The 22,661-nt window shown below is 70.3% G+C and carries 23 protein-coding genes and 1 pseudogene; 12 read left to right on the top strand and 12 right to left on the bottom strand.

Going from position 1 to position 22,661, the window contains the following annotated elements:
* Window positions 1-87: 87 nt before the first annotated feature.
* Genes ACWZJV_RS02865 through ACWZJV_RS02855 form a run of 3 tightly spaced genes read right to left on the bottom strand, consistent with a single transcriptional unit; the run spans window position 88 to window position 1,583 of the window.
* Window positions 88-1,041: a nucleoside hydrolase gene (locus ACWZJV_RS02865; protein ID WP_457180163.1), complete on the bottom strand. Its 954-nt coding sequence runs from the start codon at window positions 1,039-1,041 to the stop codon at window positions 88-90.
* A 24-nt stretch (window positions 1,042-1,065) separates the two neighbouring features.
* Window positions 1,066-1,260 (bottom strand): hypothetical protein, encoded by a 195-nt coding sequence (locus ACWZJV_RS02860; protein WP_008357063.1) that lies wholly within the window; start codon window positions 1,258-1,260, stop codon window positions 1,066-1,068.
* A complete protein-coding gene (locus ACWZJV_RS02855) occupies window positions 1,260-1,583 on the bottom strand; it encodes a DUF3099 domain-containing protein (RefSeq protein ID WP_457180162.1) in 324 nt (107 codons plus the stop codon). The genes ACWZJV_RS02860 and ACWZJV_RS02855 overlap by 1 nt, the downstream gene beginning before the upstream one ends.
* A gap of 140 nt (window positions 1,584-1,723) precedes the next feature.
* Between ACWZJV_RS02855 and fabG the strand changes: the two genes are divergently transcribed.
* The 3 genes from fabG to ACWZJV_RS02840 are packed head-to-tail and all read left to right on the top strand — an operon-like array spanning window position 1,724 to window position 3,764.
* Complete coding sequence (gene fabG, locus ACWZJV_RS02850) at window positions 1,724-2,464, top strand: 3-oxoacyl-ACP reductase FabG (RefSeq protein WP_307785581.1); 741 nt, start codon at window positions 1,724-1,726, stop codon at window positions 2,462-2,464.
* A gap of 2 nt (window positions 2,465-2,466) precedes the next feature.
* The gene (fabI, locus tag ACWZJV_RS02845; RefSeq protein WP_196873791.1) at window positions 2,467-3,240 is read left to right on the top strand and encodes an enoyl-ACP reductase FabI; all 774 of its coding nucleotides are present in this window, start codon (window positions 2,467-2,469) and stop codon (window positions 3,238-3,240) included.
* A 17-nt stretch (window positions 3,241-3,257) separates the two neighbouring features.
* A complete protein-coding gene (locus ACWZJV_RS02840) occupies window positions 3,258-3,764 on the top strand; it encodes a SixA phosphatase family protein (RefSeq protein WP_196873792.1) in 507 nt (168 codons plus the stop codon).
* Window positions 3,765-3,796: 32 nt separating this feature from the next.
* Here ACWZJV_RS02840 and serB read toward each other — a convergent pair whose 3' ends face one another.
* Entirely contained in the window at window positions 3,797-5,041 is a 1,245-nt protein-coding gene (gene serB, locus ACWZJV_RS02835; protein ID WP_008357052.1) for a phosphoserine phosphatase SerB, read from the bottom strand.
* Between the two features lie 34 nt (window positions 5,042-5,075).
* The gene (locus ACWZJV_RS02830) at window positions 5,076-5,858 is read right to left on the bottom strand and encodes a hypothetical protein (RefSeq protein WP_457180161.1); all 783 of its coding nucleotides are present in this window, start codon (window positions 5,856-5,858) and stop codon (window positions 5,076-5,078) included.
* A gap of 53 nt (window positions 5,859-5,911) precedes the next feature.
* On the opposite strand from ACWZJV_RS02830, the gene ACWZJV_RS02825 reads away from it, so the two are divergent.
* The 5 genes from ACWZJV_RS02825 (at window position 5,912) to ACWZJV_RS02805 (ending at window position 9,878) form a co-directional block, all read left to right on the top strand.
* A complete protein-coding gene (locus tag ACWZJV_RS02825) occupies window positions 5,912-6,709 on the top strand; it encodes an ABC transporter ATP-binding protein (protein WP_008357048.1) in 798 nt (265 codons plus the stop codon).
* A gap of 91 nt (window positions 6,710-6,800) precedes the next feature.
* Window positions 6,801-7,262 carry an NfeD family protein gene (locus ACWZJV_RS02820; protein ID WP_008357045.1) on the top strand — a complete coding sequence of 154 codons (462 nt, stop codon included), beginning with the start codon at window positions 6,801-6,803 and terminating at the stop codon, window positions 7,260-7,262.
* 46 nt (window positions 7,263-7,308) lie between these two features.
* Entirely contained in the window at window positions 7,309-8,427 is a 1,119-nt protein-coding gene (locus ACWZJV_RS02815) for an SPFH domain-containing protein (RefSeq protein WP_457180160.1), read from the top strand.
* Window positions 8,428-9,189, top strand: coding sequence for a sulfite exporter TauE/SafE family protein (locus ACWZJV_RS02810; protein WP_457180159.1), 762 nt, complete (start codon window positions 8,428-8,430; stop codon window positions 9,187-9,189).
* A 26-nt stretch (window positions 9,190-9,215) separates the two neighbouring features.
* The gene (locus ACWZJV_RS02805; protein ID WP_457180158.1) at window positions 9,216-9,878 is read left to right on the top strand and encodes a nitroreductase family protein; all 663 of its coding nucleotides are present in this window, start codon (window positions 9,216-9,218) and stop codon (window positions 9,876-9,878) included.
* A gap of 50 nt (window positions 9,879-9,928) precedes the next feature.
* On the opposite strand, the gene ACWZJV_RS02800 is transcribed toward ACWZJV_RS02805, so the two are convergent.
* From ACWZJV_RS02800 to ACWZJV_RS02785, 4 genes and pseudogenes are all read right to left on the bottom strand, one after another.
* Window positions 9,929-11,725 carry a BCCT family transporter gene (locus ACWZJV_RS02800; RefSeq protein ID WP_457180157.1) on the bottom strand — a complete coding sequence of 599 codons (1,797 nt, stop codon included), beginning with the start codon at window positions 11,723-11,725 and terminating at the stop codon, window positions 9,929-9,931.
* 170 nt (window positions 11,726-11,895) lie between these two features.
* The gene (locus ACWZJV_RS02795; protein ID WP_457180156.1) at window positions 11,896-12,999 is read right to left on the bottom strand and encodes an NAD(P)/FAD-dependent oxidoreductase; all 1,104 of its coding nucleotides are present in this window, start codon (window positions 12,997-12,999) and stop codon (window positions 11,896-11,898) included.
* Window positions 12,996-13,256, bottom strand: a complete 261-nt coding sequence (locus tag ACWZJV_RS02790) for a DJ-1/PfpI family protein (protein ID WP_457180155.1) — start codon at window positions 13,254-13,256, stop codon at window positions 12,996-12,998. Before ACWZJV_RS02790 ends, ACWZJV_RS02795 begins: the two co-directional genes overlap by 4 nt.
* A pseudogene (locus ACWZJV_RS02785) lies at window positions 13,228-13,554 on the bottom strand (DJ-1/PfpI family protein); the annotation flags it as partial. The gene ACWZJV_RS02790 and the pseudogene ACWZJV_RS02785, both read right to left, overlap by 29 nt.
* A gap of 177 nt (window positions 13,555-13,731) precedes the next feature.
* On the opposite strand from ACWZJV_RS02785, the gene ACWZJV_RS02780 reads away from it, so the two are divergent.
* The 3 genes from ACWZJV_RS02780 to ACWZJV_RS02770 are packed head-to-tail and all read left to right on the top strand — an operon-like array spanning window position 13,732 to window position 17,457.
* Window positions 13,732-15,132, top strand: coding sequence for an ethanolamine ammonia-lyase subunit EutB (locus ACWZJV_RS02780; RefSeq protein WP_457180154.1), 1,401 nt, complete (start codon window positions 13,732-13,734; stop codon window positions 15,130-15,132).
* Window positions 15,129-15,887 carry an ethanolamine ammonia-lyase subunit EutC gene (gene eutC / locus ACWZJV_RS02775; protein WP_457180153.1) on the top strand — a complete coding sequence of 253 codons (759 nt, stop codon included), beginning with the start codon at window positions 15,129-15,131 and terminating at the stop codon, window positions 15,885-15,887. Before ACWZJV_RS02780 ends, eutC begins: the two co-directional genes overlap by 4 nt.
* 40 nt (window positions 15,888-15,927) lie before the next feature.
* Complete coding sequence (locus tag ACWZJV_RS02770) at window positions 15,928-17,457, top strand: amino acid permease (RefSeq protein WP_457180152.1); 1,530 nt, start codon at window positions 15,928-15,930, stop codon at window positions 17,455-17,457.
* Between the two features lie 23 nt (window positions 17,458-17,480).
* Here ACWZJV_RS02770 and ACWZJV_RS02765 read toward each other — a convergent pair whose 3' ends face one another.
* Together ACWZJV_RS02765 and ACWZJV_RS02760 are read right to left on the bottom strand one after the other, a co-directional pair.
* Entirely contained in the window at window positions 17,481-18,422 is a 942-nt protein-coding gene (locus tag ACWZJV_RS02765) for an alpha/beta hydrolase (protein ID WP_008357027.1), read from the bottom strand.
* A 12-nt stretch (window positions 18,423-18,434) separates the two neighbouring features.
* Window positions 18,435-19,853, bottom strand: a complete 1,419-nt coding sequence (locus tag ACWZJV_RS02760; RefSeq protein ID WP_457180151.1) for a hypothetical protein — start codon at window positions 19,851-19,853, stop codon at window positions 18,435-18,437.
* A 38-nt stretch (window positions 19,854-19,891) separates the two neighbouring features.
* Between ACWZJV_RS02760 and ACWZJV_RS02755 the strand changes: the two genes are divergently transcribed.
* A complete protein-coding gene (locus tag ACWZJV_RS02755; RefSeq protein ID WP_457180150.1) occupies window positions 19,892-21,145 on the top strand; it encodes a glycosyltransferase in 1,254 nt (417 codons plus the stop codon).
* Window positions 21,146-21,180: 35 nt separating this feature from the next.
* Here the strand turns inward: ACWZJV_RS02755 and ACWZJV_RS02750 are convergent, their stop codons facing one another.
* A complete protein-coding gene (locus ACWZJV_RS02750) occupies window positions 21,181-22,533 on the bottom strand; it encodes a hypothetical protein (RefSeq protein ID WP_457180149.1) in 1,353 nt (450 codons plus the stop codon).
* Between the last annotated feature and the right edge of the window lie 128 nt (window positions 22,534-22,661).

The raw sequence follows: 22,661 nt of genomic DNA, 5'->3' as shown, positions 1-22,661 counted from the left end.
GACCGTAGAAGCGACGGCCGAATCTGTCGTTGTGGGCGACGAAAGTCGACTCTCGTCACCCACAACGACAGATTCGGCCCCCACAACTCACTTCTCGGCGACGGGGTGCCCGACGCGGTCGAGAGCGTCCAGGACGAGCTCCCAGTAGCCCTCGACGTCGAGGGTGATCGCGACCTGGGCGTTGGGCGGCTCGTCGAGGCGGCCGTGGAGGTCGACGACGGTGGCGCCGCGGGTCCAGCGGCCCTCGGTCTCGACGGCGACGAACGACTTGTGCCAGGTGATCAGGCCGGGGTCGATGAGCGCCGCGATGGTGCAGGGGTCGTGGACCGGGGGAGCGGCGAAGTCGAAGACGTCGGAGTAGGTGCCGCCGAAGAAGCCCATCAGGTCGGCGCATGCCCGGCCGACCGGATGATCCATGGCCCGCATCCGCGCGACGACCTCGGGAGTGGCCAGCGCCTGGTGGGACAGGTTGAGCCCGACCATCCGGATCGGCAGGCCGCTGGTGAGGACGAGGTCGAGTGCCTCGGGGTCGGCGTAGGCGTTGAACTCGGCGGCCGGCGTGGTGTTGCCGCGTTCGGTCGAGCCGCCCATGAAGACGATCTCGGCGATCTTCGCACCGACCTCGGGATGATCACGCAGCAGCACCGCGACGTTGGTGATCGGTCCGGTCGCGACGACGGTGACGGGATCCGGGGCAGCCAGAAGGGACGTACGCAGGAGCTCGACCGCCCCGATCGAGACCGGCGCAGCGAGCGGCTCGGGAAGATCGGGCCCGTCGATCCCGGTCGCGCCGTGGATGAAGTCACCGATGTGGATCTCACCGGCCAGCGGCCCGGCGGCTCCGGTGGCGACCGGGACATCGGGCCGCTCGGCCAGGGCGAGGATCCGCTGGGCGTTGTAGGTCGCCTTCTCCACCTGGCAGTTGCCGAAGGTGGTGGTGATGCCGAGCAGGTCGATACGAGGGTCGCCCAGCGCCAGCAGGATCGCGATCGCGTCGTCGTGGCCGGGGTCGCAGTCGAGGAGGACAGGGATCGGGTTCATCGCACAGCCTCTCTGTCGGAACAGCTAATGAGCGACGACGTCCTTCAGGAACCCGCGTGCGCCCAGGAAGTCGCTCAGTGACTGCTTGTGCGCCTCGCACGCGAGCCAGATCTTACGCCGCTCGGGCGTGTGGATCTTGGGATTGTTCCACTGCAGCTCCCACGACCCGGGGTCCTGACAGCCCTTCGCCGAGCACAGGTCGGAGTCGAGGGCACCCATCAGTCGTCACCCTTCTGGTGGAGCTGCTGCTCGCGTCCGCTGGTGAGCTGGCGCGGGCCGTAGGGCGAGTCCATGAGGTTCATCTCGTCGCTCTTGGTGTTGGTCGCGTTGGCCATCACCACGGCGATGTAGGGCAGGATCAGGGCGGCCGCTATCAGGATCGGCCACAGCCACGTGATGCCTGCCAGGCCGGCGATCACGGCGCCGATGAAGCAGAGCGAGCGGATCGACATCGAGATGGCGTAGCGCTTCTGACGGATCGCGATGTCCTCGGCGCGGCTGCGCCCCGCCGTCGTGATCCTGATCGGTTGCGCCTTGGACATACCGCCAGTCTAGGTCGTGCCCGATGAGCGTCGGTCAATGGTGTGGTCCCAACAGGGGCGCTCCGAGCGCCGTTGGAGGGTTCTCACAAGCAAATCCAAGGCATTGGTCGTACGCCGAAGTAATCGCTACCGTCGCGCCTGTGACTGACAGTGAAGACCCCACAACGCAGAGCCCAGCGCGGGCACCCCGCTCGGTGCTCGTCACCGGTGGCAGCCGTGGCATCGGCCGGGCGATCGCGGAGGCCTTCGTGGCCAACGGCGACAAGGTCGCCGTGACCTCCCGCAAGGGCGGGGCGCCGGAGGGCGCCCTGGACCTGGTGTGCGACATCACCGACCCCGCCGCCGTCGAGGAGGCGTACGCCGCCGCCGAGGCCGCCCACGGACCGGTCGAGGTCCTGGTGGCCAATGCCGGGATCACCAAGGACACGCTCGTCCTCCGGATGTCGGAGGACGACTTCACCTCGGTGATCGACACCAACCTGACCGCGTCCTTCCGGCTCGCCAAGCGCGCCTCGAAGGGCATGCTGCGGCTGCGCCGCGGCCGGATCATCTTCATCTCCTCGGTCGTCGGCCTGTTGGGCAACCCGGGCCAGGTCAACTACGCGGCCTCGAAGGCCGGGCTGGTCGGGATGGCCCGCTCGCTCGCGCGTGAGCTCGGCTCGCGGGGGATCACCGCCAACGTGGTGGCGCCGGGGTTCGTGGAGACCGAGATGACCGCGGTGCTCACCGACGAGCAGCAGAAGGCGATCACGGACCGGGTCCCGCTGGCGCGCTACGCGACGCCGGACGAGGTGGCCTCGGCCGTGACGTGGTTGGCAGATGCGGGTTATGTGACCGGGGCCGTGATCCCGGTCGACGGCGGACTTGGAATGGGGCACTGATCATGGGTTTGTTGGACGGCAAGACTGTTCTCGTCGCGGGAGTCACGATGGACTCCTCGATCGGCTTCGCGGTGGCCAAGGTGGCCCAGGAGCAGGGCGCCCGCGTCCTGATCTCCAACTTCGGCCGCGCGCTGTCGATCACCAAGCGGATCGCGAAGCGGCTCCCCGAGGAGCCGCCGGTCCTCGACCTCGACGTCACCAACCAGGAGCACCTCGACGGCCTCGCCGACGCGCTCCGGGCCGAGGGCGTCGAGCGGCTCGACGGGGTCGTGCACTCGATCGCGTACGGCAACCCCGAGACGCTGCTCGGCGGCAAGTTCCTCGACGGCCCGTGGGACGACGTCTCCCAGGCCGTCCAGGTCAGCGCCTACTCGCTCAAGTCGCTCGCCATGGCCACCCGCCCGCTCCTGGGCCCGGGCTCGTCGATCGTGGGGCTGACCTTCGACGCGACGATCGCCTGGCCGGCGTACGACTGGATGGGTGTCGCCAAGGCCGCTCTCGAGTCGACCTCGCGCTACCTCGCCCGCGACCTCGGTCCCGACGGGATCCGCTGCAACCTGGTCTCCGCAGGCCCGCTGAAGACCCTCGCCGCGAAGGCGATCCCGGGCTTCGAGGAGCTCGACGAGGGCTGGGGCACCCGGGCGCCGCTGGGCTGGGACAACACCGACCAGGGTCCGACCGCCAAGGCCGTCTGCGCGCTGATCTCGGACTTCTTCCCGGCGACCACCGGCGAGATCGTCCATGTCGACGGGGGCTATCACTCGCTGGGTGCGTGAGGCCATAGGGTTGCCGCATGCGGACCCTTGTCATCATGCGGCACGCCAAGGCCGAGTCGTCGGCACCGACCGACTACGAGCGCCAGCTGACCGAGCGCGGCCATGCCGACGCGGTCGTGGCGGGCGAGTGGCTGGCCGAGCAGGGCGTGGACCCGGACTACGTCCTGGTCTCGGCCGCCGACCGCACCACCCAGACCTGGGAGGACGTCGCGGTGGGGGCGTCGTGGGACCTGACGCTGGCGGAGTACGACCAGGGTCTGTACGCCGCCGGCACCTCCACCGCTCTCGACCTGATCCGTGAGGTCGACGACGGCCACACCACGGTCGTGGTGATCGGCCACAACCCCACCATGTTCTCGCTGGTGCAGCTCCTCGACGACGGCGAGGGCGACGACGAGGCCGGCAACCAGCTCGCGCTGGGCTTCCCCACCGCCGCCGTCGCCGTGCTCACCTACGACGGCGACTGGTCCGAGCTCGACGAGGCCGAGGCCTCCGTCACCGCCTTCCACGTCGCCCGCGCCTGAAGCGCCGCCGACTCGGCCGGGGACCACCCCTGTCAGAGCAGGGGAGGGGCGGGGGTGACGATGCCGGCCTCGGCGTCGGCCGCCTCGATCTCCTCGCGGGAGATGCCGAGGAGATACATGATGGTGTCGAGGTAGGGGACGTTGATCGCGGTCCCGGCTGCGGAGCGGACCGCGGGCTTGGCGTTGTAGGCGATCCCGAGCCCGGCGGCGGCGAGCATGTCGAGATCGTTGGCGCCGTCGCCGATCGCCACAGTGGCCGCCTCGGGGATGCCGATCTCGGCGGCGAACTCGCGCAGCGCGCGGGCCTTGCCGGCACGGTCGACGACCTCGCCGACCACCTCACCGGTGAGGACCCCGTCGACGATCTCGAGCTCGTTGGCGCGGGCGTAGTGGATGCCGAGGTCGGCCGCGAGCCGGTCGGTGATCTGGGAGAACCCGCCCGAGACGATGGCGAAGCGGTAGCCGAGACGGCGCAGGGTGCGGACCATCGTCCGTGCGCCGGGGTTGAGCTGCAGCCCGGCGTAGACCTCGTCCAGCGCGGTCGCGGGGACGCCCTTCAGGTACTTCACCCGGCCACGGAGCGACTCCTCGAAGTCGAGCTCGCCGCGCATCGCCGCCTCGGTGACCGAGGCGACCTCCTTCTCGTAGCCCGCGTGGGCGGCGATCATCTCGATCACCTCGCCGTCGATCAGCGTCGAGTCGACGTCCATGACGATCAGTCGCATGCCGCGGCGGACCAGGTTGGCGGGCTGCACCGCGATGTCGACGCCCTGGGCGGCGGCCTCGGCGGACAGCGTCACCCGCAGCTCGTCGGGGGAGGCCCCGCTCACGTGCAGGTCGAAGGCGGTGACCGGGTAGCGGGCGAGCCGGATGATCCGGTCGATGTTGCCGCCGGCCGAGGCGATGGTGCGCGTCACGGACGCGAGCGCGGCGGCCTTCAGGGGCAGGCCGAGGACCGTGACCCGGGCGCGGTCGGCGGGCTCGCGCGGGGTGTCGCCGACGCCCTCCTCGATCTCGACGGTCATGTCGAGGGCGTGGGCGGTCTCCTCGATCGCGTGCTTGAGCGCGTCGGTGCTCGCCGCGTCGGCGGGCGCCGTCACCAGCAGGCCGAGCACGAGCCGCGCGCGCAGCACGATCTGCTCCAGGTCGACCACGTCGACCCCCGCCAGCGCCAGCGTCGCCAAGGTGGCCGAGGTCAGCCCGGGTCGGTCGTTTCCGGCGAGGGTGATCAGCAGGGTGTCGGGACGGCGCTCGAGCGCGTCGAATTCCTCGGTCATCGCTGCACAGGATAGTGGAGTCACCGCCTGCGTCTCAGTCCGGCGGCCACACCTCGGGCGATCCCGCCGCGGTGAGCGCCCTCCGCGCCGCTCGGTCGAGGCCGACGAGCGCCTCGCGCCGCTGGAACATCTCCGAGGCGGAGACGGCTCCGCCCTCGTCCTCGAGCGCCACCGCGACGATCTCCCGGGCCTGTACGCCACGGGCGGCGAGCTCCACGCAACGCGCCGGCACCCCGGGCGCGCCGGCCAGCGCGGGCCGGTGGCGCAGGTTCATCAACCGGTCGGCGACCTCGGGCCGCCACCGCGCGACGTCGAGCTCGGCGAGCGCCGTCGCCGACTCGCTCAGGGCGAGCCGGAGAGCCCGGTCGGCCTCACCGACGTCGGGGAGCTGACGGCGCTGGGCTGCGTACGCCTGCCACTCGATCACCGCCCCGACCCGGACCGGTACGAGGCCGATGCCGGCGTCGCACATCACGGCCTCACCGGCCTCGAGCGCGGCATCGTTGAACGCCTTGGGGCCACCCAGCCCGACCGGGTCGCCCTCGGCCGGGAAGGCCACCCCGACGGCGGTCGCCCCCTCCGTACGCAGCCGCCCCATCCCGCTCACGAAGGTGTCCGCGACCCCCTCGGTGCCACCGAGCCCGAGCGCGGCGAGCCCGCTGACGGTGTGGGTCGCGTCGGGCCCGATCACCGCGTCGAGCACCAGGTCGGTGACCGCCTCACCGCGCAGCCACGCCGTCACCCACCAGGCCAGCCGCAGCGCCTCAGGGGTGGTCTCCACCGACACCGGATCAAGCTCCGAATCCTCGACACTCACAGCTTCCCACCCTATCCCCGAGCCCACCGACCCCTGCCGATAGATTTGCCGCCATGGCAGCCGTGCTGGAGTTCACCGACGTCACCGTACGCCGCGGAGGCAACGCCCTTCTCGACTCTGTGAGCTGGGTGGTCGAAGAGGATGAACGCTGGGTGATCCTGGGCCACAACGGCGCCGGCAAGACCACGCTGCTCCAGACCGCCGCCGCCCAGCTCCACCCGACCTCGGGCGTCGTGAAGATCCTCGGCGAGCAGATCGGCCGTATCGACGTCTTCGAGCTGCGCCCGCGCATCGGTCTCACCTCCGCCGCGCTGGCCGACCGGATCCCGCGTCACGAGCTCGTCCGCGACGTCGTGGTCAGCGCCTCCTACGGGGTCGTCGGCCGCTGGCGCGAGCACTACGACGACCTCGACCACGACCGCGCCCAGGAGCTGCTGATCGAGGTCGGCATCAAGCACCTCGGCGAGCGGAGGTTCGGCACCCTGTCCGAGGGCGAGCGCAAGCGGGTCCAGCTTGCCCGGGCGCTGATGGTCGATCCGGAGATGCTGCTGCTCGACGAGCCGGCCGCCGGTCTCGACCTGGGCGGCCGCGAGGACCTCGTCTCGACGCTCTCGACCCTCGCCTACGACCCCGACAGCCCGGCCACGGTGCTCGTCTCCCACCACGTCGAGGAGATCCCGCCGGGCTTCAGCCACGTCCTGATGATGCGGTCGGGCCGGATCACCGCCCAGGGGCTCATCGAGGACACCCTGACCGCGGCCAACCTCTCCAAGACCTTCGGCATGCCGCTCGAGCTGGAGACCAGCGAGGGCCGCTACTGGGCCAAGCGCCGGGCCCGCCACACCCGGTAGTCCGCTCAGGCACCGTCGGTAAAGAAACCGTTAGGAAGCCGGTACGGAAACATCCCCACGTTCATGGGGTCACCTGGATAGGGTGACGGCCATGGACTGGCAGGAGTGGGACTGGGCGATCTGGACGGCACTCGGAGCGCTGCTCGTCGTCGGAGAGCTCTTCAGCCTCGACCTGATCCTGCTGATGCTGGCGACCGGCGCCTTCGCGGGCGCGGTGACCGGCGCGTTCACCGACAGCTTCGTGATCCAGGCGATCGTCGCGCTGGCGGTCTCGGTCTCCATGCTCGCGGTCGTACGCCCGGGGCTGGCCAGGCGGCTCCACAACGGCCCGGAGATCCAGATCGGCGCGCAGAAGCTGATCGGCGTCCAGACGGTCTCGACCGTCGAGATCAGCGCCCACAAGCCTGGGCAGCTCAAGCTCGAGGGCGAGCTCTGGACCGCTCAGCCCTATGACGAGACGCTCGTGATCGCGGCCGGTACGCCGGTCGAGGTGCTCGAGATCAGAGGAGCGACGGCCTACGTCCATCCTCTTCCGGAGCTCGGGACTCCGTAGTTTCCGGGCAACCTGACGCAACCGAAACAGACAAGGACTGATTGGCATGGGTGGCATCATCCTGGCCCTCCTGGTCATCTTGGCGGTGCTGGTGATCACCACGCTGGCCAAGACGATCAAGATCATCCCGCAGGCGCGGGTCGGCATCGTGGAGCGCTTCGGCAAGTTCCAGTCGAAGCGCGACCCCGGCCTGAACGCGGTGATCCCGTTCGTCGACAAGGTGCGCTACATGATCGACATGCGTGAGCAGGTCGTCGCGTTCGCGCCGCAGCCGGTGATCACCGAGGACAACCTGACCGTCTCGATCGACACGGTCATCTACTTCCAGGTCAACGACCCGGTCGCGGCGACGTACGAGATCGCCAACTACATCCAGGCCGTCGAGCAGCTGACCATGACCACCCTGCGCAACATCGTCGGTGGCATGACCCTCGAGGAGACCCTGACCAGCCGCGAGCAGATCAACTCCGGCCTCTCGATCGTCCTCGACGAGGCCACCGGCCAATGGGGCATCAAGGTCAAGCGCGTCGAGATCAAGTCGATCGACCCGCCCATGTCCATCAAGGACGCGATGGAGAAGCAGATGCGCGCCGACCGCGACAAGCGCGCGGCGATCCTGACCGCCGAGGGTCAGCGTCAGTCCGCGATCCTCTCCGCCGAGGGAAACAAGCAGTCCGCCATCCTCAACGCCGAAGGTCAGCGCGAGTCGCAGATCCTGGCGGCGCAGGCCGACCGTGAGGCCGCGATCCTGCGTGCCCAGGGTGAGGGCCAGGCCATCCAGACCGTCTTCCAGGCGATCCACGACGGCCGCCCCGACCAGTCGCTGCTGGCCTACCAGTACCTGCAGATGATGCCGAAGATCGCCGAGGGAGACGCCAACAAGGTGTGGATCATCCCGAGCGAGATCGGCGCCGCGCTCGAGGGTCTCGGCTCGACGATGAACAGCCTCAAGGGCATCCCGGACGAGGTCGAAGGCCCTGTCAAGCGGGTCGACATGGGCTCGGCCGAGCCGACGCTCGACCTCGAGAAGTCGTCCTCCGCGGCTGCTGCCGTCGAGGAGGCCCTCGCCGAGGCGAAGCAGGCGGAGGCGCCCAACCGGCCGCAGACCCAGGCGACCCCGGCGACCCCGCCGGCTCCGCAGCCTCCTGCAGAGCCGACCGTCTAAGTGGATCCTCTCCAGTCCGCCCTCATCCTGCTCGCCGGGGTGGGGGCGGGCACCATCAATGCCGCCGTCGGTTCCGGGACGCTGATCACGTTCCCGACGCTGCTGGCCTTCGGCGTACCCCCGGTGGTCGCCAACGTGTCCAACACGATCGGCCTGGTTCCGGGCTCCCTGGCCGGCGCCTGGGGCTACCGTCGCGAGCTCGCCGGGCAGCGCGGGCGGATCCTGCGGCTCGGCGTCGCCGCTCTCATCGGTGGCGCCGTCGGCGGGATCCTGCTGCTGGTGCTGCCTCCGGGTGCGTTCGAGGCGATCGTCCCGGTGCTGATCGGGCTCGGCGTGGTGCTGGTGATCACCGGTCCGCGCATCTCCCGGTGGGTCGCCGAGCGGCACGGTGACGCGCCCGACGACGGCAGCGAGCGCTGGTGGGTCTGGCCGGCGGTCGCGATGCTCGGCGTCTACGGCGGCTACTTCGGTGCCGCCCAAGGGGTGCTGATGATCGCGATCATCGGCATCGGGGTGGCCGAGTCGCTGCAGCGCCTCAACGCGCTCAAGAATATCCTGGTCGCCACCACCAACGGCATCTCGGGCCTCCTCTTCGCGGTCGTGGCCGACGTCGACTGGAGGATCGCCGCCCTCATCGCCGTCGGCGCGGCGCTCGGTGGCCTGCTGGGCGCGCGGATCGGGCGGCGACTGCCGCCCAACGTGCTCCGCGGAGTGATCGTCGTGGTCGGCGTCAGCGCGCTGGTGGCCTTCCTCGTCAACTGAGTCCGGGCGTCTGATGGGATGGATCCATGGAGCTCTACGACGCGATGCGAACCACCCATGCCGTACGCGACTTCACCGACGACCCGCTGCCCGATGAGGTCCTCGCCAGGATCCTCGACAACGCCCGGTTCGCGCCGTCCGGTGGCAACCGGCAGGGCGCGCACGTCGTGGTCGTACGCAGCCAGGAGACCCGTGAGCGCCTGGCCGAGCTGACGGCGACGGGTGCCCGTCGGTACATCGCGCAGCAGCGGGCGGGGGAGATGCCCTGGAACACCGTGCATCCCACGGCGGTGACCGAGGAGGAGATCGCCGAGACCCGGGTGCCACGGGGGATGACCGAGCCGCTGCGTACCGCGGCCGTGGTGCTCGTCTTCCTCGTCGACCTGGGCCTGGTCGCCTCCATCGACTCCGAGCTGGACCGGGTCGGCGTCGTCTCCGGCGCCTCGGTCTATCCGCTGGTGTGGAACACGCTCCTGGCCGCGCGCAACGAGGGGTTCGGCGGGGTGATGACGACGATGGCGGTCGCCGAGGAGCCGGCACTCCTCGAGCTGCTCGGCGCCCCTGAGGGCCACGCCGTCGCCGCCGTCGTGCCGCTCGGCAAGCCCGTCAAGCAGCTCACCAAGCTGCGCCGGCAGTCGGTCGAGGAGTTCGTCACCCTCGAGACGTACGCCGGGACGCCCCTGAAATGACTGATGGCGGGGCCCCGGAGGACCCCGCCATCAGCTCTCGGACCTGAGGGTCAGGCCTTGTCGGCAGGAACGGTGGCAGCGGCCGGCCCGCTCCCGTTGCCGCTCCCGTTGCTGTGGTCGTCCTCGATGACCGCGAGCGCGAAGTCGTCGCCGTGCTCGGTGACACCGGTGATGACGGCCTGCTCGACCGCCTCCGCGGCGTACTGCCCACGCACGATGATCGGGTCGCTCTGCAGGTCCTTCTGCAGCGCCACGACCAGTCCGACCATGATGACCGTGAACGGCAGAGCCGCCACGATCGTGATCGTCTGCAGGCCGCCCAAGGCCTCCTCGCCACCGGCGATCAGCCCGAGGATCGCCACGACACCGGTCGCGACACCCCAGAAGATCACGGTGAGACGTTTGGGCTCCTCGGTGCCCCGCTCGGAGAGCGTGCCCATCACGATGGATGCCGCGTCGGCGCCGGAGATGAAGAAGATCGCGACCAGCACCATGACCAGGATGCTCATGACCGTGGCCAGCGGGAACTGCTCCAGGGTCGTGAACAGCTGCGACTGCGCGGCTCCGTCGCCGAAGATGTCGGCGCCGTCACGCTGCAGGTCGATGGCGGTGCCACCGAAGATGCAGAACCAGACCACGCTGACGGCGCTCGGGACCAGGAGCACGCCGGAGACGAACTGCCGGATCGTGCGACCCCGCGAGATCCGAGCGATGAACATGCCGACGAACGGCGTCCAGGAGATCCACCAGGCCCAGTAGAAGATGGTCCACGTGCCGAGCCATGCGGAGGTCTCTGCGCCGCCGACGCCGGTGCGGGCCGACATCTGGGCGAGGTCGCCGACGTAGGCCCCGAGCGAGGTCGGGATCAGGTCGAGGATGAAGACCGTGGGGCCGACCACGAAGAGGAAGAGCGCCAGCAGCAGCGCGAGCACCATGTTGATGTTGGAGAGCCACTGGATGCCCTTGGCGACACCGGTGACCGCAGAGATCACGAAGCAGACCGTCAGGACCGTGATGATGCCGATCAGGACGGCGTTGCCGACCTTGCCGATCTCGGCGACGATCTGCAGACCGGCCGAGATCTGGTAGGCCCCGGTGCCCAGCGAGGTCGCCGATCCGAAGAGAGTGGCGAAGATGGCGAAGATGTCGATCGTCTTGCCGACCGGGCCCTCGACGGTGCGCTTGCCGAGCAGGGAGGTGAAGGCCGAGGAGATCAGGCTGACTCGGCCTTTGCGGTAGGCCCCGTAGCCGATCGCAAGACCGACGACGGCGTAGATCGCCCACGGGTGCAGCGTCCAGTGGAACATGGTGGTCGACATCGCGTGCTCGATGGCTTCGGGGTTGCCCGCCCCGCCGGTGCCGGGCGGCGGGTTCACGAAGTGCCACAGCGGCTCGCCCACGCCGTAGAACATCAGCCCGATGCCCATGCCTGCGCTGAACATCATCGCGATCCACGAGGCGGTCTTGAACTCGGGCTTCTCGTCGTCACGGCCCAGGGGGATGTTGCCGTACTTACTCGCTGCGAGCCAGATGATGTAGACGACGAAGGCGCTGGCGGTCAGCACGAAGAACCATCCGGCGTTGTCGAGCACCCAGCCGAGAGCGTGATCGGACGCCTTGCTCAAGCCCTCGGTATTGATGAAACCCCAGGCCATGAACGCGATCGCGATGGCCGCGGCGATGCCGAAGACGACCCAGTCGATTCCCTTACGTTGTTCCTGTTCGCTCGAGATCGGCAGGTCCAGCGCAGGGTGGGGAACGACTTCGCCCGTGGGGGATTTGATGAGGTCAGAGGGGTTGTGATGGTCGGAATGGTTCGGACTGTCTGTCTTCTTCTCAGAAGTCACACTGTTGTCCTTCCGGTTGGGTTCGGGACCACAGCACCCTAACGCGCACTGTCTTTGCCTTCTGTTCACCGGGGTGGCAGCGCCACCGATCGACAACGAGTCCTGGACCGACAGTGTCGACCTGGTTCGCGTGTTGTTCGGGTGCCGTGGGTCGCCGTGGTCGCCGGAAGCTAGTGCCGGGGTCGGCCGAGCTGCGCCTCGGGCGTGAGCTCGGCGGCGAGACCGTCGCCGGTCGCGGCCCGGGCCAGGGCGCGACCCAGCAGCGGTGCCTGCTTGAAGAGGTTGTGACCGGCGACGAAAGCGATGTTCCCTGCCTCCCAGACGGCCACGCCGTCCTCGCTCCGCGGGAGGTCGGTCACCCAGCAGTGGACGAACTCCTGCGGCTCCGGGTCGAGGCCGGGCAGCGCCCGTGCGACGTACGCGCGTGCGCGGTCGTCCAGCGAACGAATCGCCGCCGGGTCGATGAACGTCCCGTCGTCGCGGACGCCGACGGTCTGGCTGAGCCCGACGGCGTAGCGGCTGTTGCCCGGCAGCGGCGTCGCGTAGACGCCGACCTCGCCGAAGTCGCCGCTGCCGTCCTGCAGGCACGCGACCCGCGCAGGAGCGGCGCCCTTCACGGCGAAGGTCAGCCGTACGTGCGCGGCGAGACGGACCGGCAACGAGAGGCCGACGCTCCGGGCCAGACGAGCGGTCTCGCGGCCGGCGCACACGATCACCTTCGAGTAGACGGCGCGGTCGGTGACGCTGCGCACCTCGACCTCCTCGCTTCCGCGGGGTTCGATCGACACCACCTCACCGGTCACCACGGCGTCGCCGAGCTGACCCGTGAGCGCTTCGATGGCAGCACGCGTACGGATCGCTCCGCCCGCCTCGTCGAGCATCGCTGGTCCGAAGTACCCGGCGAGCAGCGGCATCCGCTCGGCGAGCTCGTCCGAGTCGATCGCGCGCGCGGCGACGCCGCCGACGCGGTCGAGCACACGAAGCCGCGCCAGTGCGCTTTCGCCGATCGCCACCGCACCGTCTGATGAGATTAGCTCGACGCCGAACCGTTCGGCCCACTCGGACCACACCCCGCGGCTCTCGCGCGCGAACGCGACGAGCCGCGGGTCGTCGTGCGCATGCCGGAAGATCCGCGACTCGCCGGCGGACTGGCCGTGGCCGGGCAGGCCGGTCTCGTACAGCCGCACCGAGACGCCCTGCTCGCGTAACGCGTAGGCGGTCGAGAGGCCGACGATCCCGCCGCCGACCACCGCGACCTCAGGCGAACCCGTCATCGGAGCGCGCGTGCCGACCCGAACTCGGACACGATCGTGTCGCAGAAGGCGGGCAGGTCATCGGGAGACCGGCTGGTGATCAGGTTGCCGTCGACCACGACGTCCTGATCGAGAACCTCCGCGCCGGCGTTGCGCAGGTCGGTACGGATGCTCGGGAACGACGTCAGGGGTGCGACCCTCGACCACGCCGGCCTCGACCAACGTCCAGGGGCCGTGGCAGATGCTGGCGACCGGTTTCCCGCTGTTGACGAAGTCACGGACGAAGGCGACCGCGTCGGGGTCGACCCGAAGCTGGTCCGGGTTGACCGTGCCGCCGGGAAGCAGCAACGCGTCGTAGTCGGTCACGGAAGCGTCCGCGACCAGACCGTCGACGGTGACGGTGCCCGCTGCGTTCAGGTCGTTCTCACGGGCCTGGATCTCGTCGTCGTGGACCGACAACACCTGGGTCTGGGCGCCGGCGGCCGTCAGCGCCTCGCGGGGCTGCTCGAGCTCGATGCGCTCCACGCCGTCCGCAGCGAGGATCGCGACCCTCGTGCCGTTCAGTTCCTGTGACATGAGAACCCTTCAGATCGATACCGTTCGAGGCGGGCGAACAAGGTCACCCGACGAGCCGGAAATGTGGTCGAGCGTTGGTCGACTTCCGACCTTCTGCGCCGACCCTGGTACCCGGGCCTACGGTGTTCATGCTCCGCAGCCACATCGCGGAAATATTGCGGCCCTACCGTTGATCCCATGCGATACCGGCAGAGTCTCCACGGGCACGGCTTCGAGTTCGACGGTCTGGTGGAGGTGCTGGCGCGGGCGACGCCGCTGCGCTCCGGTGACGTCCTCGCCGGCTGCGCCGCACGGTCCGACACCGAGCGGATGGCGGCTCGGATGGTGCTCGCCGACCTGCCGCTGAGTGTCTTCCTCGAGGAGCAGGTGGTTCCGGCCGAGTCCGACGACGTCACCCGGCTGATCCTGGAGACGCACGACACGGACGCGTTCGCCCCGGTCAGCGGCCTGACCGTCGGGGCCTTCCGGGAATGGCTGCTCGACGCCGCCGCGCGTCGCGACACCGGGCTGCTGACCGCCGTGGCGCCGGGCCTGACTCCCGAGATGGTGGCGGCTGTCTCCAAGATCATGCGCAACCAGGACCTGATCGCGGTGGCCGCGGCCACCGAGGTGGTGACCGGCTTCCGCACGACGATGGGCCTGCGGGGACGGCTGGCGACCCGGCTGCAGCCGAACCATCCCGCCGACGACCCGGCCGCCGTCGCGGCCTCGATCCTGGACGGCCTGCTCCTCGGCTCCGGCGACGCACTGATCGGCATCAATCCCGCCTCCGACAACCCGGGTACGGTCGCCGACCTGCTGCGTCTCCTCGACGACGTACGTCTCCGCTACGAGATCCCGACGCAGAGCTGCGTCCTGACGCACGTCACCACGACGATCGACCTGATCGAGGCCGGGCTGCCGGTCGACCTGCCGTTCCAGTCGATCGGTGGCACCCAGGGCGCGAACGAGGGGTTCGGGGTGACCCTGGCGATGCTGGCGGAAGCCGACGAGGCGGCACGGTCGCTGGGCCGCGGCACGGTCGGGGACGAGGTCATGTACTTCGAGACCGGCCAGGGGTCGGCACTCTCGGCCGACGCCCACCTCGGCACCGGTGGACGGCCGGTCGACCAGCAGACCCTGGAGGCGCGGGCGTACGGCGTGGCCCGGGCGTTCCGGCCGTTCCTGGTCAACACGGTGGTCGGCTTCATCGGTCCCGAGTACCTCTACGACGGCAAGCAGATCATCCGCGCCGGGCTGGAGGACCACTTCTGCGGCAAGCTGCTCGGCGTGCCGATGGGCGTCGACGTCTGCTACACCAACCACGCCGAGGCCGACTCCGACGACATGGACACCCTGCTGACCCTGCTCGGCGTCGCCGGCTGCACGTACGTGATGGCCGTCCCGGGCGCCGACGACGTGATGCTCGGCTACCAGTCGACCTCCTTCCACGACGCCCTCTACGCCCGGCAGGTCCTCGACAGACGCCCGGCGCCGGAGTTCGAGGAGTGGCTGGGCTCCGTCGGCCTGCTCGGCCCCGACGGCTCCGTACGCGACATCGACCCGGCCGCGACGGTGCTGAAGGAGCTGGCCCGGTGAGCGAGTTCTGGGACGAGGTGCGCCGGGCCACGCCGGCCCGGATCGGGCTGGGCCGGGCGGGCAACGCCGTGCCCACCGCCGAGGTCTTGGCCTTCGGGGCCGCCCACGCGGCCGCACGCGATGCGGTCCATCTCCCGCTCGACGTCGACGCGCTCGTCGAGGCGCTCGGCGGGCTGGGACTGGGTACGCCGCTGGTGGTCGCATCCGCGGCCCCGGACCGCGCGACGTACCTGACCCGGCCGGACCTCGGCCGTGTGCCCGGCGCCGACCTGGAGCTCGGGTCGGGCGGGGCCGACCTCGCCGTCGTCGTCGCCGACGGGCTCTCCGCCGAGGCGGTGGCCAAGCACGCGGTGCCGCTCCTGGAGCACCTGCTCCCGCTCCTCGACAGCACGATGAGCGTCGCCGCGCCGGTGGTCGCCACCCAGGCCCGGGTCGCGCTGGGCGACCACATCGGCCGGGCGCTGGGCGCGCGACTGGTCCTGGTGCTGATCGGGGAGCGGCCGGGGCTCTCCTCGAGCGACTCGCTGGGGGCCTACCTCACCTGGGACCCACGGCCCGGCGTCCTCGACTCCGCCCGCAACTGCGTCTCCAACATCCGGCCGCCCCACGGCCTGGACCATGCGACGGCGGCACGCACCATCCTCAGCCTGGTCGCCGGGGCCCGCCAGCTCGGAGCGACCGGCGTGGCGCTCAAGGACGGATCTTTCACAGGGCTGTTACCTGGCGCGACGACGGCCGCCACGCACGATTCCTAGCCTCACGATCATCCACCCCCACGAGATCCGGAGGCGTGCCATGCCCGAGGCACACGAAACCGTCGAGCCGGTCCGGCTCGATGACGAAGCACATCTGGCCAGACTCGGCTACAAGCAGGAGCTGGCTCGCACCTGGTCGGGGTTCTCGAACTTCGCCATCTCGTTCTCGATCATCTCGATCCTCGCCGGCTGCTTCACCACGTTCGGCCAGGCGTGGAACAACGGCGGACCGGTGGCCATCTCGTGGGGCTGGCCGATCATCGCCGGCTTCATCCTGATCATCGGCTTCACGATGTCCGAGCTGGTCTCGGCGTACCCGACTTCGGGCGGCATCTACTGGTGGGCCGCCAAGCTCGGCGGACCGGCGGCGGGCTTCTTCACCGGCTGGCTGAACCTGATCGGGCTGCTCGCGGTGACCGCGAGCGTCGCGTACGGCGCCGCGACCTTCCTGGACCTGACGCTCTCGACGCTGAGCGAGGGCTGGGCGGAGGGCTACTCGCTGGGCCGTGTCTATGCGATCTTCCTGGTCATACTGGTGCTGGCCGCGCTCGCCAACATCTTCTCCAGCCATCTGCTGGCCGTCATCAACAACATCTCGGTGTGGTGGCACGTCGCCGGCGCCGCGGTCGTGGTCCTGGTGCTGGTCATCGTGCCGGACCACCACCAGAGCTTCAGCTATGTCTTCACCGAGCGGATCAACAACTCGGGCTACGCCGACGCGAAGTACTGGTTCCTGGTGCTCCCGCTCGGGTTCCTGCTGACCCAGTACACGATCACCGGGTTCGACGCCTCCGCCCACCTCTCGGAGGAGACCCAGGGTGCCGCCGACGGTGCCGCCAAGGGGATCTGGCGCTCGATCTTCTACTCCGCGATCGGCGGGTACGTCCTGCTGCTGGCGTTCCTCTTCGCCGTGCAGGACCCCGAGGGCGTGAGCGAGGGCGGTGGCGCGGTCGATGTGATCTTCGGCCAGGCGCTGCCCACGTCCTGGCACTTCGTGGTGCTGCTGATCTCGACCGCCGGGCAGCTCTTCTGCGCCACCGCATGCGTGACCAGCGCCTCCCGGATGACGTACGCCTTCGCCCGCGACGGCGCGGTCCCCGGCTCCTCGCTGTGGGCGAAGGTCAACGAGTCCCGGAAGGTCCCGGTCAACGCGGTGCTGCTGGTCGCCGTCGTCGGCGCGGTCATCACCCTCCCGGCGCTGTGGGGCGTCGGCGGCATCCCGCTCGCCTTCTACGCGGTCACCTCGGTCGCGGTGATCGGCCTCTACCTCGCCTTCGCGATCCCGATCTTCCTGCGCTGGAAGGCCGGCGACTCCTTCGAGACCGGGCAGTGGACCCTCGGCCGGCACTACAAGTGGCTCAACCTGATCGCCGTCGCCGAGATCGCGATCATCTCGGTCTACTTCATCCTGCCGTTCGTACCCTCCGGCTGGATCACCAGCGACGACTTCTCCTGGGAGTCGGTCAACTACGCACCGATCCTCACCGTCGGCTCGCTGATCGTCCTCGGGATCTGGTGGGCGGTCTCGGCCCGGACCTGGTTCAAGGGGCCGAAGACCACCCTCGACTGACGCCGAGCCTCGGACGCCGGGGCTCAGACGCCGTACGCAGCCAGCCAGCGCTCGATCTCGGCGTAGGCCTGCTTGCGCACCTCGGGGCGCGACAGGATCACGTCGTGCTTCGCGCCGGGGACGGCGACGTAGGTGACGTGGCGGCCGATCGCGGTCGACCAGCGGCGGATCTGGCGCACGTCGAGCACGATGTCGGTCGAGTGGACGAGCTCGCCCATCGCCTTGGGCTTGCTGGACCGGTCGGAGGAGAGGACCAGCACCGGGGCCTTCACGTCCAGGCCCCGGTGGAGCCTGGCGTGGCCGTCGCGGATGGCCTTGAGCCAGCCGAGCCGGATCGGGTAGGAGCCGACCGGCTTGAGGCCGAGGTCGAACTCCCACTCGCCGTCGTGCTCGACGTGGAGCGACATGGTGTAGAAGCCGCTCACGTCGCGGCCGAGCTCGCGCATCGGCGCGCGGTGGCCGATCCGGCGCACCACCGGCGTGGCGACCTCGCGCAGCAGGAACGAGCCCTGCAGGTCGAGCCACGGGGAGTTGAGCACCATCCCGGCCAGCGCGTCGGGCTGGCGGTCGTCGGCCCACAGCGACGTGGTGAGGCCGCCGGTGGAGTGGGCGCTGAGCATGACCTTGGTGTGGCCGTCGCGCTCGGTGATCCGCTCCCAGGCGGCGTCGATCTCGTCGAAGTACTCCGACAGATCGCCGACGTACGTCCCCGACTGGTGCTCGCGCAGGGACCGGCCGTACTTGCGCAGGTCGAGGCCGTAGAAGTCGTAGCCGCGCGCGGTCCACCACTCGGCGTACTCCTTCTGGAAGAAGTAGTCGGAGAAGCCGTGCACGTAGAGGACGGCGGCCTTCGCGTCGCCGTCGGCCGGCCGCTTGACCAGCGTGGCCACGACGGTGCCCTCGAAGTCGTCCGCGAGCTCGATGGTCTCGACGGTGTAGGGGTCACCGAGTACGTCGATCGTCATGACGGCATCTTCTCACCAGAAGGAAGGAACCAGGCCCCAACGTCCGTAGACGTCGGTCACGATCTCCTTCAGCCGCTCGGAGTCGGGGACCGCGTCGGGGTCGAGCGCGCGAATGCCCAGGTTGCAGGTGTCGCCGACCTCGCACCACCACGACGTCACCCCGCCCCGCATCCGGCGCAGCTCGCCGCGGGTCGCCCCGAGCGCGAGACCGCGGAAGACGATCGAGTCGGCGGCCACGCCGAACGGGGCGACGAAGTCGGGGTCGGGACGGCCCAGGTTGGAGGCCAGGCCGAGCGGGGTGACGACGTTCTTGAGCAGCGACTTGGCGACGCGGTCCGGGATCATCTGCGCCAGCGGCGCGATGTGGGCGATCGGGTCGGGGCGGGTGCCCTTGAAGAGCGCGGAGAACTCCTTCTTCGCCCGCTCGCGGATGTGGGCGAGGTCGGTGACCCGGCCGACGCCGTCGCGCAGCTCGGTCTCGACCGCGATCGAGACCCCGGAGGTGGCGTTGGAGCGCAGATCGCCCTCGCCGCGCATCGAGACGGGCAGCGACATCTTGACCGGTTCGCCGGGGCGTACGATCCCGGCCTCGAGGAGCACCTCCACCGAGATCGCGATCTGCAGCGTGTTGGAGGTGCCGCCGGCGCGCTCGACGGCAGCGTTCCACTCCGAGACCGGGCAGTCCGCGCCGGCGAAGGCCACCTCGTGGACCACGTGGTCGTCGGGCTGCGGGGGCGGCACCGGCCGCTTCTCGGAGGACTGGGCCTCCAGCGCAGGCAGCTTCCCGGCCTTGCGGGCCGCCCGCAGACCGCGGGCCGCGGCGCGCGCCATCGTCCGGGCGTCGCGCCGGTCGTCCTTCCGGGTGACGTCGGTCGCCCCGGGGTCGTCGAAGGGGAGCCGGGGCAGGGGCTGGCGGCGTACGGCCGCGATCAGGGCGCCCAGCTTCATCCCGCCGTCGCAGACGATGTGCGAGGCGTTGTAGGTCACGACCGTGCCGCCATCGGTGGTGTAGGCCATGAAGAACGCCCACAGCGGTCCCTTGACCGGGTCGAACGGCACCTCGACGGTCGTGGTGTCGAGCCAGGCCATCACCTGGTCCGGCTTGATCCGGTCGGGGTGCAGGCGGACCGGCTCGGCCGTCGTCGCCGGCACCCAGCGGGACCGGGCGCCGGTCACCGTCGGGCGGACGACGAGGCGGTTGAGCGGGCCCTTGGCCAGCTCGTCGACCACTTCCTGGACCGCCTCGACCGGGATCTCCGCCGGGAAGCGCCAGGCGGTCTGGCCGACGACCGGGACCCCGATCACGGTCGCGGAGCGGAGGAAGACCTCGTCGTCGTACGTCAGCCGGTTGGTGCGCTCGGGAGCGAACGGTGCCGGGCGGGCGCCGAGGCTCGCGGGCGGCAGTGAGGGCAGCATCACAGGCTCAGGCATGTGGTCTGGGTCCTGTCGTTGGGGGATTCTGGGACGCGATGCGGTTCGTCTTCGGGTTGATGGGCAGCCGCGGCGATGTGCAGCCGGCGCTCGCCGTGGCCCTCGAGCTGCGCCGTCGCGGCCACGAGGTCACCGTCGGGGTCGCACCCAACCTGGTGCCGCTGGCGGCGCGGCTGGGGCTGGACCCGCATGCTGTCGGCCCTGACAGCGGTGCGCTGCTCGCCTCGTCCCTGGTTCGCGAGGAGATGCGCTCGGCCAATCCTCGCACCCGGGTGCGGGCGGTACGGAAGGTCTCCGCCCACGGCTGGGACGACTTCCGCGCCGACCTGGTCTCGCTGGCGGGGGAGCGTGGCAGCGCCGACGTCGTCGTCACGGGCCTGCTCGGTCAGGAGGTCGGCTCGGCGCTCGCGGAGCGGATCGGTGCCGGCTTCGCCGCGCTCCACTACTTCCCGGTCCGCTCCAACCGGTCGGTGAAGGTCGTGCCCGGGCCCGAGGTGGTCCAGGAGAAGGCCTGGGACGTCGGCATGCGGATGCGCTGGGAGCTGACCCGCGAGGCCGAGAACGCTCAGCGCGCCGCCCTCGGTCTGGCCCCGGCGCGCACCCGGCTGCAGACCCGGCTGCGCGACCGCGGGGCGGTCGAGGTGCAGGCCTACGACCCGCTGCTCGTGCCCGGGCTGCCGCGGGAGTGGGGCATCCAGAGCCCGTTCGCCGGCTTCCTGGCGCTGAGCGCGGCCGACCGGCTGCGGCTCGGGGAGACCGGGGTGGGTGACGACCTCGGTGACTGGCTCGCGGCGGGCTATCCGCCGGTCTACGTCGGCTTCGGATCGATGCCGGTGGCCGACCCGGCCCGGCTGGTGGCCGATGTCGCGTCCGCGACCGCCGATCTCGGCCTGCGCGCTCTGGTCAGCAGCGGCTGGAACTCCTTCGCGGTCGCCGTCCCTGATCACGTACGTCTCGTGGGTGCCGTCGACCACGCCGCCGTGCTTCCACGGTGCGTCGCCGCCGTCCACCACGGCGGCGCGGGCACCACCGCCGCGGTGCTGCGGGCGGGGATCCCGAGCGTGGTGGGGTGGTACTCCGCCGACCAGCCCGTCTGGGGTCGCCTGCTCGGCGACCTCGGCGTCGGCACCTCGTTCCGGGCGAGCCGCCTGGACCGAGACCGGCTCCGTGAGGCGCTTCGCTCGGTGCTGATGCCGGGCGTGCGTGAGCGGGCCGCCGAGGTGGCGACCCTGCTGATCACGCCCGAGGTCGCCGTCGCCCGGGCTGCGGACGCGCTCGAGCGGGCCCGCTGAAGCGAAGCCCGAAGCAATGTGCACTGCTGAGGGCGTCACCACACCTCGACGGTCAGACCCCACGAGCCGAGCTCCTCGATGACCAGCTTCTTCAGGAAGTCCAGGTCGGGCACGCGGTCGGGCTCGGCGGCGACCAGGTTGAGCGTCGTACGCGGCCCCGACTGGATCAGCCAGGCGATGATCCCGCCGCCGACGTCGTAGGCGTCCTGGGCGGTCGCGTTCTGGTAGCCGGCGAGCCCGGCCACGAGGCGTACGTCATCGCCCATCGCGTAGCGGTAGTCGTCGGGGAGCTGGGGCAGGTTGGAGGCCATGCAGGCCGCGGCCGGCGGCTGCGGGAGCTTGTCGAGCACCGCGTCGGGCAGCATCTGCATCATCGCCAGCGGCACCGGGACCAGGCCCGGACCGGCCTGGCCGAGGCGGATGTAGGCCGCCTTGGAGAGCTTCTTGATCTCGGCGAGATCGCGCCGGTCGAGGACGTCGCGGGGCACCTCGACCATGGCCACGCGCGTCGAGTTGGAGCGTACGTCCCCGGGCTGGAAGTCGCTCATCGGCAGCGAGACCGGGACGTCGCCGCGGTCGACCGGCACGTGGTCGATCCGGACGAGCAGGTCGGCGACCACGTTGATGAACCAGGCGTTGGTCGAGCCGCCGTGCTCGGCGGCGATCTTCGTCATCGTCTCGGTGTCGAACTCGGTGATCAGCCGCGGCATCTGCCACGTCTCCGGCGCCGGGTTCGGCGTGGTCTCCGGGTAGACGCGCGGTGCCTTGGTGGCGAGCGCGGCGGTGCCGTCCTTCTTCGCCCGGCGGCGGGCCCTGGCCCAGTCGCGGACGGCGCGCCACTGGCCTCGGGAGTCGGCGGCCTCGGCACGGAGGCGGTCCCAGCCCGTGGCCGGCGCCGGCGGCAGCCGCAGCGGCTCGCCGCGGGAGGCCCGGCACACGGCGTCGAGCACGGAGCCACCGTCGCCGACCGCATGGGCCAGCAGCATCGAGACGACCGAGGTGCCGTCGTCGAGGTTGATCGCGGTGAGCCGGTAGGTCAGGCCCTCGTGCGGGTCGAGGTGGTCGCTGTGGCGCTCCTGGAGCCAGTCGGTGATCCCGGAGACCGGAAGGATCTCCTCGTAGAGCTCGATCGACGGCTCGCGATCGGCGTTGGTCCACAGGTCCCGGGCCCCGGGGAACCTCGCCCGGTGCAGCTGCCGCGACAGCCCGCCCTCGGCCAGGCCGGCCGCGATGTAGCGCAGCCGGTCGGCGTCGTAGGGGGAGTCGAGCCGCCAGATCCACTGGTTGGCGATCGGGCTTCCAAGCCCGCGATGGCGCCGGGCGAAGAGGTCGTCGGCGAACTGGAGTCGGCCGGAGTTGTCGATCGGTGCACGGGTGGCAGCGGGCATGGGGGGTCCTCGAGATAGAGCGGGCGGCCGGGCAAAGGCGTGTGAAGAGCGCGCGCAGGGGGAGGAGTCAATCGGAGTCGATACGTCATGTAAACCCCCCGGGGCAATAAAGAAGTGTGGTGATTCCC

Source organism: Nocardioides sp. WG-D5 (assembly GCF_054031175.1).
Note: the sequence above shows the minus strand (reverse complement) of the source record. Positions and strands in the feature narration are given on the sequence as shown.

Excerpts from the sequence above, each read along its gene's own strand:
- ACWZJV_RS02865 (WP_457180163.1), bottom strand. The coding sequence starts at position 1,041 with ATGAACCCGATCCCTGTCCTCCTCGACTGCGACCCCGGCCACGACGAC.
- ACWZJV_RS02860 (WP_008357063.1), bottom strand. The coding sequence starts at position 1,260 with ATGGGTGCCCTCGACTCCGACCTGTGCTCGGCGAAGGGCTGTCAGGAC.
- ACWZJV_RS02855 (WP_457180162.1), bottom strand. The coding sequence starts at position 1,583 with ATGTCCAAGGCGCAACCGATCAGGATCACGACGGCGGGGCGCAGCCGC.
- fabI (WP_196873791.1), top strand. The coding sequence starts at position 2,467 with ATGGGTTTGTTGGACGGCAAGACTGTTCTCGTCGCGGGAGTCACGATG.
- ACWZJV_RS02840 (WP_196873792.1), top strand. The coding sequence starts at position 3,258 with ATGCGGACCCTTGTCATCATGCGGCACGCCAAGGCCGAGTCGTCGGCA.
- serB (WP_008357052.1), bottom strand. The coding sequence starts at position 5,041 with ATGACCGAGGAATTCGACGCGCTCGAGCGCCGTCCCGACACCCTGCTG.
- ACWZJV_RS02825 (WP_008357048.1), top strand. The coding sequence starts at position 5,912 with ATGGCAGCCGTGCTGGAGTTCACCGACGTCACCGTACGCCGCGGAGGC.
- ACWZJV_RS02820 (WP_008357045.1), top strand. The coding sequence starts at position 6,801 with ATGGACTGGCAGGAGTGGGACTGGGCGATCTGGACGGCACTCGGAGCG.
- ACWZJV_RS02815 (WP_457180160.1), top strand. The coding sequence starts at position 7,309 with ATGGGTGGCATCATCCTGGCCCTCCTGGTCATCTTGGCGGTGCTGGTG.
- ACWZJV_RS02805 (WP_457180158.1), top strand. The coding sequence starts at position 9,216 with ATGGAGCTCTACGACGCGATGCGAACCACCCATGCCGTACGCGACTTC.
- ACWZJV_RS02795 (WP_457180156.1), bottom strand. The coding sequence starts at position 12,999 with ATGACGGGTTCGCCTGAGGTCGCGGTGGTCGGCGGCGGGATCGTCGGC.
- ACWZJV_RS02780 (WP_457180154.1), top strand. The coding sequence starts at position 13,732 with ATGCGATACCGGCAGAGTCTCCACGGGCACGGCTTCGAGTTCGACGGT.
- ACWZJV_RS02770 (WP_457180152.1), top strand. The coding sequence starts at position 15,928 with ATGCCCGAGGCACACGAAACCGTCGAGCCGGTCCGGCTCGATGACGAA.
- ACWZJV_RS02765 (WP_008357027.1), bottom strand. The coding sequence starts at position 18,422 with ATGACGATCGACGTACTCGGTGACCCCTACACCGTCGAGACCATCGAG.
- ACWZJV_RS02760 (WP_457180151.1), bottom strand. The coding sequence starts at position 19,853 with ATGCCTGAGCCTGTGATGCTGCCCTCACTGCCGCCCGCGAGCCTCGGC.
- ACWZJV_RS02755 (WP_457180150.1), top strand. The coding sequence starts at position 19,892 with ATGCGGTTCGTCTTCGGGTTGATGGGCAGCCGCGGCGATGTGCAGCCG.
- ACWZJV_RS02750 (WP_457180149.1), bottom strand. The coding sequence starts at position 22,533 with ATGCCCGCTGCCACCCGTGCACCGATCGACAACTCCGGCCGACTCCAG.